Annotated in this window: 8 protein-coding genes; 6 read left to right on the forward strand and 2 right to left on the reverse strand. The window is 33.9% G+C overall.

The features are described 5' to 3' along the window. Positions 1–46: 46 nt before the first annotated feature. The gene (locus tag OZP09_RS00625) at positions 47–1069 is read left to right on the forward strand and encodes an LLM class flavin-dependent oxidoreductase (protein WP_281310099.1); all 1023 of its coding nucleotides are present in this window, start codon (positions 47–49) and stop codon (positions 1067–1069) included. Positions 1070–1329: 260 nt separating this feature from the next. Here the strand turns inward: OZP09_RS00625 and OZP09_RS00630 are convergent, their stop codons facing one another. Beyond that, complete coding sequence (locus tag OZP09_RS00630; protein ID WP_269235985.1) at positions 1330–2112, reverse strand: polysaccharide deacetylase family protein; 783 nt, start codon at positions 2110–2112, stop codon at positions 1330–1332. A 186-nt stretch (positions 2113–2298) separates the two neighbouring features. On the opposite strand from OZP09_RS00630, the gene mprF reads away from it, so the two are divergent. The 3 genes from mprF to OZP09_RS00645 are packed head-to-tail and all read left to right on the forward strand — an operon-like array spanning position 2299 to position 7047. After that, positions 2299–4926 (forward strand): bifunctional lysylphosphatidylglycerol flippase/synthetase MprF, encoded by a 2628-nt coding sequence (mprF, locus tag OZP09_RS00635; RefSeq protein WP_281310100.1) that lies wholly within the window; start codon positions 2299–2301, stop codon positions 4924–4926. Between the two features lie 12 nt (positions 4927–4938). After that, positions 4939–5586 carry a DUF998 domain-containing protein gene (locus OZP09_RS00640; protein WP_269235988.1) on the forward strand — a complete coding sequence of 216 codons (648 nt, stop codon included), beginning with the start codon at positions 4939–4941 and terminating at the stop codon, positions 5584–5586. 33 nt (positions 5587–5619) lie between these two features. Further along, complete coding sequence (locus OZP09_RS00645) at positions 5620–7047, forward strand: AcvB/VirJ family lysyl-phosphatidylglycerol hydrolase (protein ID WP_269235989.1); 1428 nt, start codon at positions 5620–5622, stop codon at positions 7045–7047. A 168-nt stretch (positions 7048–7215) separates the two neighbouring features. Here the strand turns inward: OZP09_RS00645 and OZP09_RS00650 are convergent, their stop codons facing one another. Next, entirely contained in the window at positions 7216–8931 is a 1716-nt protein-coding gene (locus OZP09_RS00650; RefSeq protein ID WP_281310101.1) for a hypothetical protein, read from the reverse strand. Between the two features lie 476 nt (positions 8932–9407). Here OZP09_RS00650 and OZP09_RS00655 point away from each other — a divergent pair, with 476 nt between their 5' ends. Both OZP09_RS00655 and OZP09_RS00660 read left to right on the forward strand, forming a co-directional pair. Then, positions 9408–10283 (forward strand): tail fiber protein, encoded by an 876-nt coding sequence (locus tag OZP09_RS00655; RefSeq protein ID WP_269235992.1) that lies wholly within the window; start codon positions 9408–9410, stop codon positions 10281–10283. 10 nt (positions 10284–10293) lie between these two features. Next, positions 10294–18858, forward strand: coding sequence for a LamG-like jellyroll fold domain-containing protein (locus OZP09_RS00660; protein ID WP_281310102.1), 8565 nt, complete (start codon positions 10294–10296; stop codon positions 18856–18858). The last annotated feature ends 44 nt before the right edge of the window (positions 18859–18902 follow it).

Below are 18902 nucleotides of genomic sequence, written 5' to 3' on the forward strand. Positions count from 1 at the left end.
CTGAGTTTTGATGCGTATATTTGAAATAGTAAAAAAATAAGTCATTATGAAGAGTATAGGATTTTTATCATTTGGACATTGGTCAAATAATCCATCCTACGGATCTCGTACAGCGGGAGATACACTTCTCCAATCAATCGATTTAGCTGTAGCGGCAGAAGAATTAGGCATAGACGGAGCTTATTTTCGGGTACATCATTTTGCACAACAGCTAGCTTCACCTTTTCCATTGCTTTCGGCTATTGGCGCCAAAACCAATAAAATTGAAATAGGAACAGGCGTAATCGATATGAGGTATGAAAATCCGTTGTACATGCTGGAGGATGCCAGTGCTGCCGATTTAATATCAGGAGGACGTTTACAATTAGGAATAAGTAGAGGATCACCGGAGCAGGTTATAGACGGTTGGCGTTATTTTGGTTATGAACCTAATGAAAATGAAACAGATGCAGACATGGGACGCCAAAAAGCATTACAATTTTTAGAAGGATTAAAAGGGGAAGGATTTGCAGAACCAAATCCGTATCCAATGTTTCCAAATCCGCCAGGATTGTTGCGTATCGAACCACATTCAGAAGGATTGAGAGAAAGGATCTGGTGGGGCGCTGCATCTAATGCAACTGCTGTCTGGGCTGCCGAAAACGGCATGCACCTGCAAAGTTCTACACTTAAGTATGACGAGAATGGCAAACCTTTTCATATTCAGCAGGCAGACCAGATACGATTGTACAAGGAAGCCTGGAAAAAAGCCGGACATGAACGTGAACCAAGGGTTTCTGTAAGTCGTTCGATTTTTGCATTAATGAATGATCAGGATAACTATTATTTTGGTTCGCAAGGAAAAGGAGCTGATAGTTTTGGTTATATTGAACGGGATAAAAGAGCAGTATTTGGAAAAAGTTATGCTGCGGAACCGGATAAGTTAATAGCAGAGCTGGCTCAGGATGAAGCTATACAGGAAGCAGATACCATTCTTCTGACTATTCCCAACACTTTAGGAGTCGAGTATAATATACATATTTTATCATCAATTTTGGAGCACGTTGCACCAGGATTAGGTTGGAGATAAATTGTAGAAAACAAACGGAAGCCCTCGCATTTAATGGAGGGCTTTTATTTTAAAGAGACTAAAAATTCCTTTGAGAAAATTAAACCCTTAAATTTTAGGTATTAAAGACTTGATATGGGTATAAAAAATTGACAATTAGTTGTTTATTTAAGTGACTTCGACGGCATCTTGTAAATTGGCAGTTTAACTTTTAAATCATTTAAAAACTTTCTAACAGATGTGACAGAAACAAAAATTTTCTATCCAAATCCAAAAATTAATTATTGTTTCTGAGGAAGCAAATTATCCAAATCAGAAAGTTTGTAAAACTTAAGATCATTTAGTTTCATGTATTTACAGATAAATTCGAGTGTTTCTATTTTGGTCTGATAATTTTCAGTTATCTCTTTAACAGGTTTGTGGCCGCACAGTATTAAAATTTTATTATTTTCTTTAGCGTAATGTAATAATTCGAGAAGATAAGGAATACTAAAATGAATATGGCTGTTATCAATATCAAAAGCAAATACAATTTTCGAATTGTTGAAATAGCTGTCCTGTTTTTCAGGAATCTCTCCTCCAAATGCACGGCCTCTTATGATCTTAAATTTAGGTGATAGTGCCCTGTCAAGAGATTCCGATCTTTCTCCATATGGATAAGCAAATGAAGTAGTTTTAAAGGATTTCTTTTTCAGAGAGATGATCATAGGATTTATTTCCTGATCCATATACTGGGAAATTCCATATTCCTGTGTAAATTTAACAGCATTATAATGGTGATAACCGTGTCCGGCAATCTCGTGTCCGTATTTTTGCATTTCCAGCAGTTTTTTGATTTGTGGAGCTCCTATAGAATCTATTCGGCAGACATTAAAAGTGGCTTTCCATGAATATTTTTTTAAAGCCTGATCAGCTTCGTACCATTCATCAACATAAGCATCATCAAAAGATAAAATTACGCCCGCTTTATAAGGTTTTGGTTTTGGTTTTGAATTTTTAGTTTCACAGGATAATAAACTTAACAACATTAAAAGTAAGAGTGTTTTAGTAAAAAATAGCTTCATAGATTTTTGCTGTTATTAAATTAAAATTGTAAACGGAATTCATTCAAATATAAAAAAATAGTCTGAATATTATATTGTACCTGTATTGAAAAAATAAAGGGACAACTCTTCTACAAATAGATATTTATTGTACATTTATGTACGCCTAAATTTGATTTTCATAACTAAATTATCAATAAGATAAATATGAAAGTACCAACCATTTTCAATACGTTTTCAGATTATTTTAAACAAACAAAAGGTATTTCCTTTTTACGGGAAAATGATAAAATTATAAGGCAGTTTGTATTCACTCTTTTCTTTATTGGAGTTGGAATCTGGTTTATCAAACATGAAAATTCAGAGCTTAAAGAAGTAAAAAATGTAATTGCAGATGCAGGCATTTTTTGGGTTTTATTCGGTGTAACCTTATCCGGAATCTATATCCTCCTTCAGGCACTGATGTATTTTGCTTCTTTTAAAGCGATACAAAGTGAAATTTCATTCAGGCAATCCGTTGTTTTATTTCTTAAACGAAATTTTGTGAGTGTATTTTTACCGGCAGGCGGAATTTCATCTTTGGCATTTTTTACAAAATCCATTGAAAAAAAAGGAGTAAAGCAGACTCAAATTCATTTTGCCTCAATACTTTATGGTTTTGTCGGAATCCTTTCTGTAATTATTGTAGCAATCCCTGCTTTATTGTATTCTTTATTTCAGGGCACTTTAGGAGCAGGAGAATGGTATGCATTTGGAGCTGTTGCGGTATTGGGGATCCTGATTTTTTATAGTTATAAATCAATTTTAAAGAAAAGCAATGTATACCGCCTTATTGTAAAGTTTTTTCCGTCTGCTGAAGTATTTATGGATGATTTGCAGAACAATCGGATCAACAAACAAAAATTCTGGCTGGTTGTCTTTTTTTCTGTGCTCATTGAGTTTGTCGGAATTACGCATTTGTATATCGCTATGATTGCTTTAGGCTTTACACCATCATTATCTGCAGCCATAATGGGGTACATTATTTCGGTGATATTCCTGATTGTTTCTCCCTTTCTTCGCGGGCTTGGCGCTATCGAAATTTCAATGAGTTTTATACTGATACAATTTGGCTTTTCAAATGTTAATGCCATAGCTGTTACTTTTTTGTATCGTTTTTTTGAATTCTGGATTCCGTTGCTTGCCGGAGCATCACTATTTCTGTTTAATGTCAATAAGTTGTTGATGCGCATTGTGCCATCTTTTCTACTTTTTGTATTAGGATTAATCAATATAATATCGGTCTTAACTCCGGCTATTTCTGAACGTCTTCATACTCTGGAAAATATTGTTCCGGTTTCGGCTATTAAAGCTTCAAATTATTTTGTTATAACAGCCGGATTATTTATGCTTGTTAACGCGGCTTTTATGCTCAAAGGGCTAAGAAATGCCTGGTGGTTTGCTGTTTTTCTTACCGGTATTTCAGTTATCGGACACCTTACAAAAGCGATTGATTATGAAGAAGCGATTGTTGCGCTGATCGTTTTGATTAGTTTAATTGTTACCAGAAAAGAATATTATGTAAAAAGCAGTTCGCATTTGCAGAGTATAGGCTTAAAGACCGTTTTAATGAGTATTGCGGCTGTTTTGGTATACAGCATTCTGGGGTTTTATTTTCTGGATAAGAAACATTTCAATATTGATTTTAACTGGGTCGAGTCTGTCAAATACGGCCTTCAGAATTACTTCTTAATAGGGAGTTCAGATTTGGTGCCTTTGGATCGTTTTGCGAGACGTTTTTTACTGTCAATTAATAGTTGTGGATTTTTATCACTCGGATTTTTGATTTACACTTTAGTTCGTCCGTATACCATAAAAAAGGAAGCGTTAGAAAATGATTTTGCAAAAGCTATTGAAATTCTGAATAAGTATGGAAATTCTTCTTTAGATTATTTTAAAACCTATGATGATAAAGTTATTTTTATTGCCCGTTCTAATAAAGCCTTTTTAGCTTATCGTGTGACCGATAATTTTGCCGTAGTACTTGAAAATCCCGTTGCAGCATCAGAGACAGAAATTAAACAATGCATCCTCGAATTTGATGCTTATTGTTATGACAATGGATTAAGAAGCCTTTATTATCGTGTACCCGAAGAAAATTTGGATTTATATTATTCGCTCCGCAAAAAGAGTTTATTTATCGGTCAGGAAGGAGTAGTAGATTTATCGTCATTTACTTTGGAAGGCAGTGCTAAAAAATCCCTTCGTAATGCGATAAGTAAAGTAAAAGAGAAAGGTTTTAAAACTACAATTCATACGGCACCAGTAAAAGATGGATTATTGCAAAAAATAAAAGCAGTAAGTGATGAATGGCTCGATAGCACCGGAAGAACCGAAATTATTTTTTCGCAGGGGAGATTTGACTGGGAGGAACTTAAACAGCAGACTATTATTACGGTTGAAAATTCCGAAGAAAAAATTGTGGCTTTTTTAAATGTAATTCCAGATTATGCAAAAGGGGAAGGAACATATGATTTAATCCGTAAAACGAATGATGCTCCAAACGGAATCATAGATTTCATTCTTTTAGAACTTTTTACGTATTTAAAATCTCAGGGCTGTACATCCGTAAATCTAGGATTAGCGGCAATGAGCGGATTAGAAGAGGCGAATACTTTTCCTGAAAAATCAATGAAGTTTGCTTATGAACGAATAAAATTCTTTTCACATTATAAAGGATTACGCGATTTTAAGGAGAAATTTTCTCCGGTTTGGTACAATAAATACTTAGTTTATTCTCATGATTATGATTTACTCCAGGCTCCGATAGTTTTAAATAAAGTAGTAAAACCATAAGAGATACGGATTATGGAGGTAGCACGTTTATATTTGGTGAAAATTACAGCTATAATGTGTATTACTATTTGTATTTCGGATATTATTGTATTGTTTCTGGCAGGGCTTTATTATCCGGGATACAGCCAGTTGAAAATGACTATGAGTTCTTTAGGGGCTTCAGAAAGTCCAGTGTCAGAATTCATTTCGGTATGGTGGATATTTATTGGAGTTGCATTTATTTTCTTCGGAATCGTTTTTAGAAAAGCATTCGGAAGCAATCATAAAAATGTAAGACTGGCTTCCCTGCTGTTTATCCTTTACGGATTAGGAGAAGGAATAGGTTCCGGTATATTCAAAGCAGACAGAATAGCCGGAAAAATGACCGATTCGTTTGTAATGCATGATATAGCAGGAGGTATTGGTGTTATTGCAGCATTGATCTTACCTTTAGTAATGAAGGAGGTGATGACAAAGGAAAATAAATCCGGTTTCACTTTATTGTCACAGATTATTTTTACCGTAGGATTTATTACAATGCTGCTTTTTACAATTCAGTTTTCTTCTGATGAAAACAATTTTATTGTTTTTTATAAAGGATTGTGGCAGAGGATTTTCATGCTGAATCTTTATGTGTATTTTATTGTAATTTCAGCTATCATGTATCATAAGAAAATATAATTTTCAATTTTATAATACTAAATAATAAGTAAGATGAATAAAATTATAGCACTCATTCTGTTAATTGCTGTTTTTAGTACCAGTACTTTTGCTTCTGAATCAGATACTATAAAAGTTGGAGCATTTGGAAAAGTTACGATTTATAGACCCAAGGTAACGCCTAATGCAGTTGTTCTGTTTGTTTCAGGAGACGGAGGCTGGAACAGCGGTGTTGTTGAAATGGCTAAAAAAATAGTAAATCAGGGTGCTTTAGTTGTCGGAATCGATATTCAGCATTATTTTAAAGAGATTAAAAAAGAAAAATCAAAATGTTATTATCCTGCGGGTGATTTTGAAGAGCTGAGTATGATTTTGCAAAAAAAGGTACAAATGAAACAGTACTTAAAACCTATATTAGTTGGATATTCCTCAGGTGCAACTTTGGTTTATGGTATGCTGGCACAAGCTCCAGCCAATACATTTAGCGGTGCCCTTGCACTGGGATTTTGTCCGGATATAGAAACAGACAGAACATTATGTGACGGTTCCGGACTAACTTCTCATGTTTTAAAGGAAGCAAAAGCCTATTATCTGGATAAAACAGAAAAGTTAACAGCTCCCTTTATTGTGCTTCAGGGAACTACTGATCAGGTTTGTAATTATGCCGATACTAAGAAATATATGGATGGACTGAAGCAGGGTAAATTAATTTCGCTTTCTAAAGTTGGTCATGGTTTTTCGGTTACCAAAAATTGGTTACCGCAGTTTATTGGGGCTTATAAAGAGATTTTAAACCTGTCTTATACCAAACAAAAATCAGAACAGAATTTTTTAGAAAAAGAACAACATCTTACTCCTTTGCCTTTTGAAATGCCTTTAACTATAATTCCGGCAAAAGGTAAGAACGAAGATTTACCTATTGCTTTTGTGATTTCAGGCGATGGCGGATGGACAAGTTTTGATCAGTTAGTTGGTGAAGCTTTGGCAAAGAAAGGAATTGCTGTAGTAGGATTAGATGCCCAAAAATATTTTTGGAATGCTAAAACTCCGCTTGAAACTTCAAATTCCATATCGAAAGCTGTTGAGCATTATTTACAGCAATGGAATAAAAAAACATTTATTATTGCCGGGTATTCATTTGGAGCCTCCATAGTGCCATTTGTAGCAGCAAATTTCACAGAGCCTTTAAAAGAAAAGTTAAAAGGGGTCTACTCTTTATCGCCAGATATAAAAGCAGATTTTGAAATTCATATTGCCGATATGCTGAGTATGGGAAGTTCGAATGACAATTATAATGTGATTGCTGAAATGAAGAAAATAAAACTGTACAATCCGGTTTGTTATTTTGGAAATGAAGAAGATCCTGAAACCCGTAAACGATTTTCAGAATCTGAAATTAAAGTTATTGAGTTACCAGGTTCACATCATTACAACAACGACTATAATAAAATTGCTGAAAATATTTTAAAAGAAATTAGGTGATTGTTTAAAATATAAATAGGCTTTGAACTAGTATATTGATTAATTTTAATGAAAAATTCTCCAAAACTTTTTTAAACCAGATAATATTAATTTATATTGAAAGCTAAGATTTTTTTAACACAGTATGATATTGCTGAACTTGAGGCAAACATTTACAATTGATTTCAACTATTTGAAATCTATAATTTCAAATAATAAATCGTATCGGTCGCCTAATTTTTTCTTTAACCGCTGTTTGCTTTTTTTGATTGCATCAACTGTAACACCTAATAAACTCGATATTTCGTAATTATTATAATCTAATTTTTGGAGCATTATTATTTTGAGATTAGATTCTTTTAATTCCGGGAAATTCTCCATTACGTTATTGTAAAAACTGTTATGCTGTTTTATAAACTCTCTTTTAAAGGTATTCCAGTTTTCATCTGTCATTAAATGAGAGTTTAATATTTCTTTTAGTTTTATTTTATCTTCTTCTAAATGTGTCGAAGAGAAGCTTTTAATCTCTTTAATCTCATTCTGTAAAATGGATATTTGTTTGTTTTTATTGCTAATATGTTCATTATAAGTGTCTATTTCCGAGCTGGCAACATTGAGTTTTTGTTCAAAAAACAATCGGTCGTTTTCGAGTTTTATTCTTTTTGTTTCTAATTTTTTATTTAAAGAATGATATGCGACCAGGCTCAATAAAATGGTTAAGCTCAAAATGATAATAAAAAGACGTTCTGTTCTTTGTCCTTTTTCTAATTCTAATCGAATTTTCTTAGCATCATTTTCATATTTCTTTTTCTGAATAAGCCAATATGATTTCTGTAATACGGTTTTACCGTTTGTTTTTAGCAGAAATTCCTCAAGTACTTTAAGCTGTCTTCTTAGAAGCAATTCTTTTCCGGGGTTTTTACCGTTTAAAATATTCAGTTTTAATTCAATTATTTCTTTTAATGAACTCCTGTAGTATGATTTTGAACTTGCAATTTTTCCAGCTTTTTCCAGAATTTTTCCAGCTTCTGTTGCAATATTTAGTTTTAAAAGAATTTTGGCTAATAAGATAGAAGCATACATTTCATTCTTATCAATTTTAAACTTTTGCGAATAAAAAACATCCTTTTTTAAAAGATTTACAGCATCTTTTAGATTACCTTTTTTTTCATAAACAAGTGCTTTGTCGCCTAAGATTTTTGCGTATCGGATACTATCGTTCACTTTTAATGCTATGGCTTCCGATCTGCTAAAGTAAAGCATTGCATTTGCTAAATCATTATTCCTAAAATAACAATTTCCAATGGCATTTAAAACCCCAGCAGATTCTGATGATGGTTTTTTCATGTATTGCATCGATTTTTTATAATAACCAATGGCAGAATTATCTTCGACAGTAGACATTATCCAGCCAAAGAATTTGAAAGTTTCTTCAGGCTGAATTATTTTTGATGGATCAATCTGACTTGTTTCTTCCATTGTTTTAAGTACAATCGGAATCAGTTTATCAATTTGGCAATAGAAATATAAGTATTTTGAATAATTCAATTTTGTCCAAATAATAAGACTTGGATCTTTTAGCTTTTTAGATTCTTCAATTGATTTTAAGTAATAATATTCACTTCGTTTATTTATTTTGTCAAAGAAAACAGAATAACCGTTTGCAAGCAATGCGTGATATAAAACAGATGATGTTTTGCCCGAAGATTTTTCTAAATAAGCCAACCGTTTTTTGAGTTCAACAGTATCTTTTTTAGGCTTATTTTCTTTGATAATTATCGATTCAATAGTACTGATTAAATCTGTAGAAGAATATTGGGATAGCTCTCGCGCATGTGAATTTTGAGAGAGAAAAAGGGCGAATAACACAAAAAAGAGTCTGTTTTTTTTTATACAGAAAATCATTTTGAAATAGGGCTTGTTAGAAGTGGCTAAACTATAAAAATAAATGTCTTTTTAAATAAAAAAGTAGCGCAACAGCATTTTTTTTTTAAAACTATTGGTTTGAAAATCTTAATTATAAAATTTTTCTTATACTCTTTAAATTTCATTTCAGAATAAACAGAAAAAGATATTTGATATTAGGTAAATTCTTTGAAAGATATTTCCAATGCAATGAAGTTGAAAGCAATTCCTTTGTAATATGTTCCAATGAAACAAAAAAAAATCACTTTTACTGCAATTTCTAAAACCTTACAAAAAGTATTTTTTTTTAAGTATTTGTAATTTAATATTTTGTGCTTTTTAGGAACGTAATTTGTCCCCTTTTTGTCTCTGCCTATTATTTAAATAGTCATTTTTTTTGAAATAATTTTGGGCTTTATTTATGAGATGTGACACATCTTAATTTATGTCGAATTTTTAATTTTTAAATAATATCTATGAAAACAAAATTATTTTTAATGTTTTGCCTTTTTTTGGCAGCAATTTCTAATTACGCCCAAAGTTCAGCCACTCAGTCAGGAATAGCAGTACAGGGAATTGCCAGAGATGCAAACAATACAGCTTTAACAAATCAGACCATCGATCTTACTTTTACACTGTATTATCTGGATGCTTCAAGTATCGAACAGACTATTTATAAAGTTACAAGAAAAGTCACAACCGATGCGTTTGGAGTATTTTCGGATGTAATAGATCCAACGGCAGTTAACAACAACTTATTTGCTAACAATGCTGCTTATCTTAGAATTGAAAAAGGTTCAGAGTTGATTTCTGATGAAAAACTGCGTCATGTGCCATATGCAATAGCTGCCAATAACGGTGTTCCAACCGGTTCTATTATGCCTTTCATCGGGACTGTTGCTCCAGAAGGATGGGTACTTTGCAACGGAGCAGCCCTTCCCACTACTGCTAAAGCTTTGATTGCTATGGTTGGGAATAATGCACCAAACCTGCAAGGTATGTTTTTAAGAGGTACAGGAATAAATCCAGTAAATAATGAGGCTGGACCGGCTTTAAAAGCAACACAGAATGAAGAGTTGAAGAGTCACTTACATGGAAAAGGTACATTAACTACCGGAACAGCTGGTAACCACAACCATGCTAATGGAAGCAGTAATATGCTTATGAATTATACCGGAAGCAACACATCTGACGGATTAGATAATACGGGTAATGAAGTTGATTTAATGAGCATGAAAGCTATGCTTGATGCAGGTAATCATACTCATACAATTTCTGGAGAAACGGCTGCTTCAGGCGGAAACGAGACTCGTCCTGTTAACTATGGTGTAAATTATATCATCAAATTATAAAGCTGCAATTATGAAGAAAATAATTGCAATTCTCGGAATATTTGTTCTGGGATCGGGACTCTATGCTCAAAATAACACTGGAGGAGCGAGAATAATACCCGTTTCGCAGGCAATTCAAAAAAATGGTTTCAGCATACAGGTTGGACTTCCATTTTTAGGTCAAAACAAAACAGGTCCAAGACTTACAAATCCTGCTGATATTCGTTTTCCATGGAATACACTTTACTTATATAAAACTTTTGCAGAAGAGTCTTTTGGAGTTTCAAAGGGTTTTTATGGCGATAAGGTTTTAATTACATGGGATTTAAGAGCCAATGAAAACCTTGTAAAAAGTATCAAAATCTACAGGAGGGTTTATTCAGAGGCGGGCAATCTTCCGTATAATTTAGTAGTCACTCTTTCTTCTACAGAAACTACTTACGAAGATAAATATGTAGAAGGAGGTGTTTTGTACGAATATAAAGTAGAGGCGCAGGGAATTAGTTCAACGCCGGAACTATATAGTACTTATATAACCGGTGTAGGATATCGAAATCCGACAGCTGTGGTAACAGGTAGTATAAGTTATAAGGGCGGAAATCCTGTAAAAGATGTTGTGGTTACAGCAACTCCTAGCGGCAGTGATGTTGCTAAGGGAAGTGCTTTAAATATTCCGGCTTCAGGTTTTGTAGATATTAAAGATTTAAGTTCAACAATTTCGAATTCAGCAACTTTTCAGGCATGGGTAAAACCAAATGGAGCTCACACAAGTGATTCAGAAGCTGCTATTCGATTGTTTAATATCTCTAGTTCTAAAAGTTCGGATAATATTGATGTAACCGTAAAACTAAATTCGGTTGCTAACTCCATTGATGTTAACATTGGAAGTAATAAATATACTTTAACGAATTATTTTCCTTCGGGTAATTTAAACTCAAGAGGAAATGATTTGCTTGTCCCAGTTTCAGATTTTAATAAATCTTTTGTGCATTTTACAGTCGTAATCAATGATAATCAGACTCCTTTATTATATGTGAACGGAAGGCAGATTACGCAAGCTTACAAAACAGAAGCAGACAGTAAATTAAAAGGTGTTGATGCCTCTTATACTGCTCCATATTTTAATGTAACAATCCCTACCGGAACAATAAACCTTTCTGGCGTAACCTGGGATAATGCTAAAGTTGGAGGAGGAAGATCAAGCTACGTTGATGAAATTAGGATTTGGAAAGCGGCTTTAGAATCTTCTGTAATTAGAACAGATTATTCAAGATTTATAAGCGGAAACGATTCCAGAATGGTTACCTACTTAAGGGCTAATGAAAAAGCAGGAAGTTATGCTTATGATTTGTCCCGAAGTGGTTTTAATTATAACGAAAATCACGGTAAACTTTGGGATGGTAATACTCCGGTAAATAATAAAGTTTTATGGGCTGTAGAGGCGGATAATTATCCAACAACTTCTCAATTAGGTATTTTAGGGGTTACAGACAGTAAAGGAAATTACCAAATCAGTGCCATTCAATATTCGGGTACGGGAGAATCTTACAACATTACCCCAATGTATGGTCAGCATAAATTCGAACCAAATCAACAGTTGGTTTATTTAGGATTAGGTTCTGAAGTAGTAAATAAAATTGATTTTGTTGATCAGTCATCATTTAGCTTTAAAGGTGTAGTTGCTTATGATACTCGTGGAGTTTTTCCTTCTTATGTGAAAGTAGACGGGAAAAAAACTGAAAATAAAAATGATGCATGGATTGATGGAGGAGCCAATATTCTTGATGAAGGATACAACTATTATGAAATCAATGGTGAAAAGTTTCCTAAAGCAAAATATTGGAAAAATGATGGAGAAACACCAACAGATAAGTCAGACGATTATTTAGAGCGTTATGCTTCAATCTATACAGCTGGAGCAAATATATATATCGACGGAAATATTGTGCTGGATGCCAATAACATTCCGGTAGTTACAGATGATAATGGTTATTTTGATGTAAGTGTACCTATTGGAAAACATTATATTACAATTAAAAAAGACGGACATGAATTTGCTTATAGCGGACGATTCCCGGGTGCTATTAGTGAATTTAAAGAGTTTTTCGAAGACTCGAACGAGCCGGTTTATTTTGTAGACAACACCAAAGTTACCATAGTAGGTAAAGTAGTTGGAGGTGCTGTAGAGGCTGAAAAAGCTATTGGTTTTGGTGGCACTGGTCTGGTAACAAAAACGATTACCGATTCAGGAATAACAAAAAATCTTGAAGTCAGTGCAAAAAACAATATTGGTAAAGCTGATTTTACATTAGGTTATGCACCAGTTGGGGCCACGGTTACCAATTACACCAAGTTTAATTTTACAAGTAATACAGCTTCAGGGGAATACAGGGTTGCGGTATTGCCTTTAAAATATAATTTGGAAGCAAATGATTTGGTTATTAAAAGCAACTCAGGTGTTTCGTTATTAAAAGCAGGAACAACAGAAACATTTGATTTTACTGAAATACCAACGGTAAAAACGCCTGAATTTAAGTATAAAGAAAATAATGTAGATAAAACCTTAACAGGAATACCGTATCATTACGAGAAAAGTTTTACATACAGGTCAACTCCTGTATTGCAGGTAATCGAACAGACTTCTGATAAAACGATTGATGTTGCCGGAACGCAAGTATCTACACAAAACTTTGCAAAACCAATTTATTCCCAATTTACGAGGTATAAAATTGTAATGAATCGTTTTGAACGTTATACCAATAATGATTCAGGTACAGCTGTAGAAGTAAAAGTTCCAGTAACAGATGGTGAATTGGTAAAAACAAACAATCTTGCTTTACCAAATTCAGAGACCATCACAACAGACGGTAGTACTTTAACATATACATTTAAAGGAGGAGTTCCTTCAATTACGCCGCCGTTTGAGATAAAAAGTACTTTAAAATACCGATTAAACGAAGTTGATTATCCAGTTGAAAACTTTAACGATACCGGAATTATCTTAGGAGGTGCATCAGACGGAAGCCAGACATTTGTTACTGAAGCTCCAGATGTTCCTGCCATAATTTTAAGAGACCCGCCGGGATCTAACAGTTTTGCGACTATAGAAAAAGGAGAAAGTATTTCTTTTACCTCTGAAGCCTCTCTGGCGCATCAGGAAGGATTTACACAAAACGTTACTGTTCATGCAGGATTGCATTTTGAGGTTAGCGGCGGGATAGTTCCTACACCAGTAGTAGAGGCAACAGCAACAAATAATGTAGATGTTGGAGTTGGACTTAACAATACTTCTAATAATGGTAAAAGCGTTACAAGTACTTTTACTTTCAGCAAGGCAATATCAACTAGTGATGCAACAGATTATGTAGGTTCAGATGGTGATTTATACATTGGAAACTCTAAAAATATGTTTTATGGTACTTTTGATAACATTGAAGCATCTAAAAAAATACCTGTAAAAACGGTAAACGGAGTTACTGTAGAATTGGGAGCTAATGAATATATAAACTTAGGAACTAGTATTGATCCTGTTTATGTAAGCAAGCAAAAAGCATTGATTTTAAATGATCAAACCAGTCCTACATTTTTCGTATACTCGCAAAAACATATTCTGAATACATTAATTCCAGAATATGAACAATTTATTACTACAAATCTAAATGGACAAAATCCTAATTCAGAAGAAAATAAAAGAAAAAGGGACCAGTATACTGAAAAAATAAGATTGTGGAGAAAGATAATATTAGAAAACGAAAGGACTAAATATACAGCAAAAAACTCTCCTGAGGCATTTAAAGCAGGTTTAGCAGGAGTTATAACCAAGTTTAAAAATGAGATAAACAATGTTTATGATAATGTCAGCGATCCTGTTGCTAAACAAAAACTGACGAATCAGCTTAATCAATCCAATACAATTAAAAATTTATTGGAATCTAATTTCCTGAAAAATATTTCATTTGATGCAGGTTTAGGTTCTTATACACAAAGTGTAGAAACAAGTATTGTAGCAGCAGAACCTACATCTTATAATCTTGTTATTGACGAATCTGTAGCTTTAGAGCTTGGATTTCTTTTCAATAAAGTAGGAGTTGTGAGTAAGACAAACTCTTTCTTTCAACAGGATATAAATTCTTCATTATCAGAAGAAAAAACGACTACTACAAATATAAGTTACACCATTAAAGATAATGATAAAGCCAACTTTTTAAGTGTAAACGTAATAGATTCGTTTGATGGTAATGGACCAGTTTTTATTAGTCAGGGAGGAAGAACTTCATGTCCGTATGAAGGTGAAGAATTAACTCATTTTTATAATAAAACGGACTACAGCGAGACGGCCACTGTAATTAATGAGCTGGTTGGTGATAAACGTGAAAAGTTAAACTTTGCTACACAAAAAGTAGAAGTACCTGTACTTATGGTAACCAACAACGATGTTAGTAACGTTGTAGAAACTAAAAAAGCTGAATTTGAATTAAAACTTCAAAATAACAGTGCATCCGGTTCTGATGCTGATTTCTTATTAGTTGTGGATAATACTACTAATCCAAATAATGCTATAATTAATATTGAGCCAAACGGTACAATTGTAAATGTACCTTATGGAAAAGAAGTTATTTATAAACTGACTTTAGGTAAATCTATTTCAGATATTTATGATTATAAGGACATAAAAATCAGACTGCAGTCATTATGTGACGGTGCAGATGTAAGTTCAGAAGTGCTTGTTTCGGCAAGTTTCGTTCCATCATGCTCAAGTGTAACGGTAAGCGCGCCGCTGAACAACTGGGTACACAATAGAGAAAAAGCATTTAATACAGATGGATCAACTAAGCCGTTAGCTATAAATTTAACAGGTTATAACACCAAATTTAAAAGTTTCAAGAAAATTGATCTGGAGTACAAATTAGCAACAAGTCCAAACTGGATTCGTCTTCACACGTATTATGGAACTCCTGAATTTTATAATGAAGCGGTAAATAATAAAGAAACTGAGATTTCATCGATTGGCGCGGCTACGACCTTAAGTTATAATTTTGATATTGCTGGCTTAAAATTAGCAGATGGTAAATATCAAATCAGGGCCAGAAGTACGTGTACCAATGATACAGAATTTATATCTGAAATCATTACAGGACTTGTAGATTTAAGTGCGCCTCAATTATTCGGTACACCTTTGCCTACAAACGGCATCTTAAGTGCTGGTGATGATTTGAAAGTAAATTTTAATGAAAATATCTTCTATAATCCTGCAGTAAGTACAATCGAAATAAAAGGAGAGACAAATCAATTAAAAATTGATCACAATGTAAGTTTACGTTTCGAAGGCAGTAACAATACGGCAGTAATCAATAGTCCTAAAATTAGTTCAGGGAATTTAAGTCTTGAATTTTGGTTGAATAATGAAACCAAAACTTCAAACGCTTCTATCGTTTCTCAGGATGGCGGTTTAAATATCGGCTTAAGCAACGGAAATATTTCCTTCACATTAGGGGATGTTACTGTTCAAGGTGGATTGAAAAACGACAATCTATTCCATCATTATGCTTTTACATACAACAGCGGCAATGGTGATTATAGAATTTTTGAAGATGATACTGAAATTGCTTCGAAAAGCGGTAAAGCTAACATGCAATTTGCCAATAATAATACTTTGTTAGTAGGAGGGAATACCTTTACAGGAAACCTACATGATCTTCGTTTATGGAATAAAGCATTAAGCAGAGAAGATTCTTATTCAAAAATGTATTCTAAATTAATAGGTAACGAAGCTAATCTGGTTGGGTTTTGGCCAATGAATGAAGGAAGGGATGCTTTAGCTAAAGATTTAGCAAGATTTAAGCATGCAACTGTAAACACTTCATGGGATATCAAGCCAAAAGGAAATTCGTATGACTTTGCTAACGGACAATATTTAGCAATGGACAATGTGAACTTTGTTCAGATCACTAAAGAAATGGACGCCACTATGGAGTTTTGGATTAAAACCGGAACTTCTCAGGAAGCTACTATTTTCTCAAATGGAAAAGGCGATGGTTCAGATGTAGTTCAAAGCAATGGTTTATCTAACAAATGGTCTGTTGACATGAATAATTCTGGTAATCTTTTACTGAAAAGTGAAGGTAAGACCTACGTTTTAACAACAGGAACCGTAGCTGATAATGCATGGCATCATGTCACTTTATTGTTCAACAGAAAAGGATCGTTAAGAACGTATGTAGATACACAATTAGTGTCTTCAAACCAGATGACAGCTATTGGAGGTTTCTCCGGAAATAAAATTTGGCTTGGAGCAAGGGGAGCAAAAGATCTTTCAGGAAAAGAAACTGTTGATCGTGTCTTTACGGGTAAGATAGACGAATTCCGTTTGTGGAATACACTTCGTAATGTCGAGCAAACAAACAGAGACAGTTATAATGAAGTTGATGTAGAGAGCATTGGCTTATTATTATACTCCCGAATGAATGTTCCTGATCCGGTTACAGCAAACGGACCAAGGTATTATCATGCAGACGCCAATCAAACGGTTGTCGTAAACAACGCAGTTTTAAGTGGCGGAGCTGTAAATTATTCTAATGATACTCCGGCAATAAAACCAGAAAGACAGTTGGTTAAATTTGTAACCACAAATGTTATTAAAGATGGTGAAATGATTATTGCACCAGTTATTACGGATTGGGCATCATTAGAAGGACAGATCTTAGACATTACGGTTCACAGAATGTTTGACAGTGCCAATAATATGCAGGAATCCCCGGTTACCTGGACAGCATATGTAAATCGTAATGAAGTAAGCTGGTTTGCCGAAGGATATAACGAAATTGTTGACCTTACAAAAAACAGCAGCGAAACTAAAACTTTCGAAATTACACTAGTTAACAAAGGAGGAAAACAACAGCCTTATACCATTAACAATGTTCCAAGCTGGTTAAGTTTAAGTAAAACATCGGGAAGTATTGATCCTAATACTAAAACAATAATCAAAGCAGTTGTTGATGAAAATGTAGCGGTTGGAGAATATCTGGAGAATTTATATTTACAGACTGATTTTGGCTACGACCAAAAATTGCAGACAAAATTAAGAGTATTGGCTCCGGAACCAAACTGGAATGTTGACCCAACGCGTTTTGATTACAGTATGAATATCATCGGAAAAGTAAAAGTTGACGGCGTATTATCTGCCGATTCTTATGATAAAATTGCTGCTTTCTATAATGAAGAGGTAAGAGGAACTGCAAAACTGGTTTACAATGAAGCTTACAAAGAGTATTTTGCATTCCTGACGATTTACAGCAATACCAATTCTGGTGAAAACCTGAAGTTTAAAATCTGGGATGCTTCTCAGGGGAAAATTTTAGAAGCTTCTATCGAGTCTAACTCATCTGTTACTTTCATGAACAATGAAGTGTTAGGAACGATGAGTAAACCGTATATTTTTGTAAACTCGGGTGTTATAGAACAAGAAATAAAACTGAACAAAGGATGGACTTGGGTTTCTTTAAACACAAATGATCCAAATTTTTCAGACTTGAATGCTTTGACAAAAAATCTAACGTTAGAAACTTCTAACCGTATTTTAAGTCATTCTCCTGCATTGCTGGATACTTATTTTAAAGACAATTCAAACCCTGCAAACAGCGGATGGTCCGGTACAATAAGTGCAAACGGAGGACTTTCGTCTTCTAAAATGTATAAAGTAAATGTAACGCAAGAACAGACTTTAAAAATTAAAGGTAAAAATGTAGATGTTTCAACCTGGAGTTTCCCAATTAAAGAAAACTGGAACTGGCTCTCTTATCCGATAGCATCAAACCAAACCACTAACGAGGCATTGGCATATTTTGATGCTGCTGACGGAGATGTTATTAAATCTCAGAATTTGTTTGCAATCTATGATCCTATTATTGGATGGAACGGAACTTTGAAATACTTAGAAGCCGGAAAAGGGTACATGATTAAATCAAGTAAAGACCAGACTTTTAAATATCCTGATAATTTAGAGAAAAGCAGAACCGGAAAAACGGTTAAAGCTGATGAACAGCAATCTATTGAATCAGAGTTTACGAAGTATTCACAAAACATGAATGCCGTTGTATTACTTCCAAAAGGATTTGATGAATTGTTTGTTTATGATTCGAAAGGTGTTTTAAAAGGATCTGCAAGAAACCAGATTATAAACGGAAAAGAGTTGAGTTTCATTACCGTTTTTGGTGAAGATGCAGAAGAACTTTCATTTACACTTGGAGACGGATTCTCGAAAAAAGGAACTTCAAAATCATTTACATTTAAAGGAAATGAAGTATTGGGAACAATTACAAATCCGGTTATTTTAGAAGAAGTTTCAAAAACCGGGAACAGTATTTATCCTAACCCATTTGCAACAGTTCTGAACATCGAACTTAATGCAGCTAAAAAGCAGGAAGTAAGCGTTCAGCTTTATTCACTAAGCGGTCAATTGGTTTTCAGCCAAAAGGCGTTTATTGAAAGCGGTAACAATGTAATTTCAATTTCCCCAAATATAGCCGAAGGAGTCTATATCACAGAAGTTGTAGTTGATGGAAAGCTGGTAAGAAGTAAAGTTGTGAAAAATAAATAAACAATAATTGAGCTCCTAAAACATCTCTTGAGACTGTTTTAGGA

This window comes from Flavobacterium flavigenum (genome assembly GCF_027111255.2).
GTDB classification, from domain to species: Bacteria; Bacteroidota; Bacteroidia; order Flavobacteriales; family Flavobacteriaceae; genus Flavobacterium; species Flavobacterium flavigenum.

Coding starts and splice junctions, on each gene's coding strand:
- OZP09_RS00660 (WP_281310102.1), top strand. CDS start 10,294: ATGAAGAAAATAATTGCAATTCTCGGAATATTTGTTCTGGGATCGGGA.
- OZP09_RS00645 (WP_269235989.1), top strand. CDS start 5,620: ATGAATAAAATTATAGCACTCATTCTGTTAATTGCTGTTTTTAGTACC.
- OZP09_RS00655 (WP_269235992.1), top strand. CDS start 9,408: ATGAAAACAAAATTATTTTTAATGTTTTGCCTTTTTTTGGCAGCAATT.
- OZP09_RS00650 (WP_281310101.1), bottom strand. CDS start 8,931: ATGATTTTCTGTATAAAAAAAAACAGACTCTTTTTTGTGTTATTCGCC.
- OZP09_RS00640 (WP_269235988.1), top strand. CDS start 4,939: ATGGAGGTAGCACGTTTATATTTGGTGAAAATTACAGCTATAATGTGT.
- OZP09_RS00625 (WP_281310099.1), top strand. CDS start 47: ATGAAGAGTATAGGATTTTTATCATTTGGACATTGGTCAAATAATCCA.
- mprF (WP_281310100.1), top strand. CDS start 2,299: ATGAAAGTACCAACCATTTTCAATACGTTTTCAGATTATTTTAAACAA.
- OZP09_RS00630 (WP_269235985.1), bottom strand. CDS start 2,112: ATGAAGCTATTTTTTACTAAAACACTCTTACTTTTAATGTTGTTAAGT.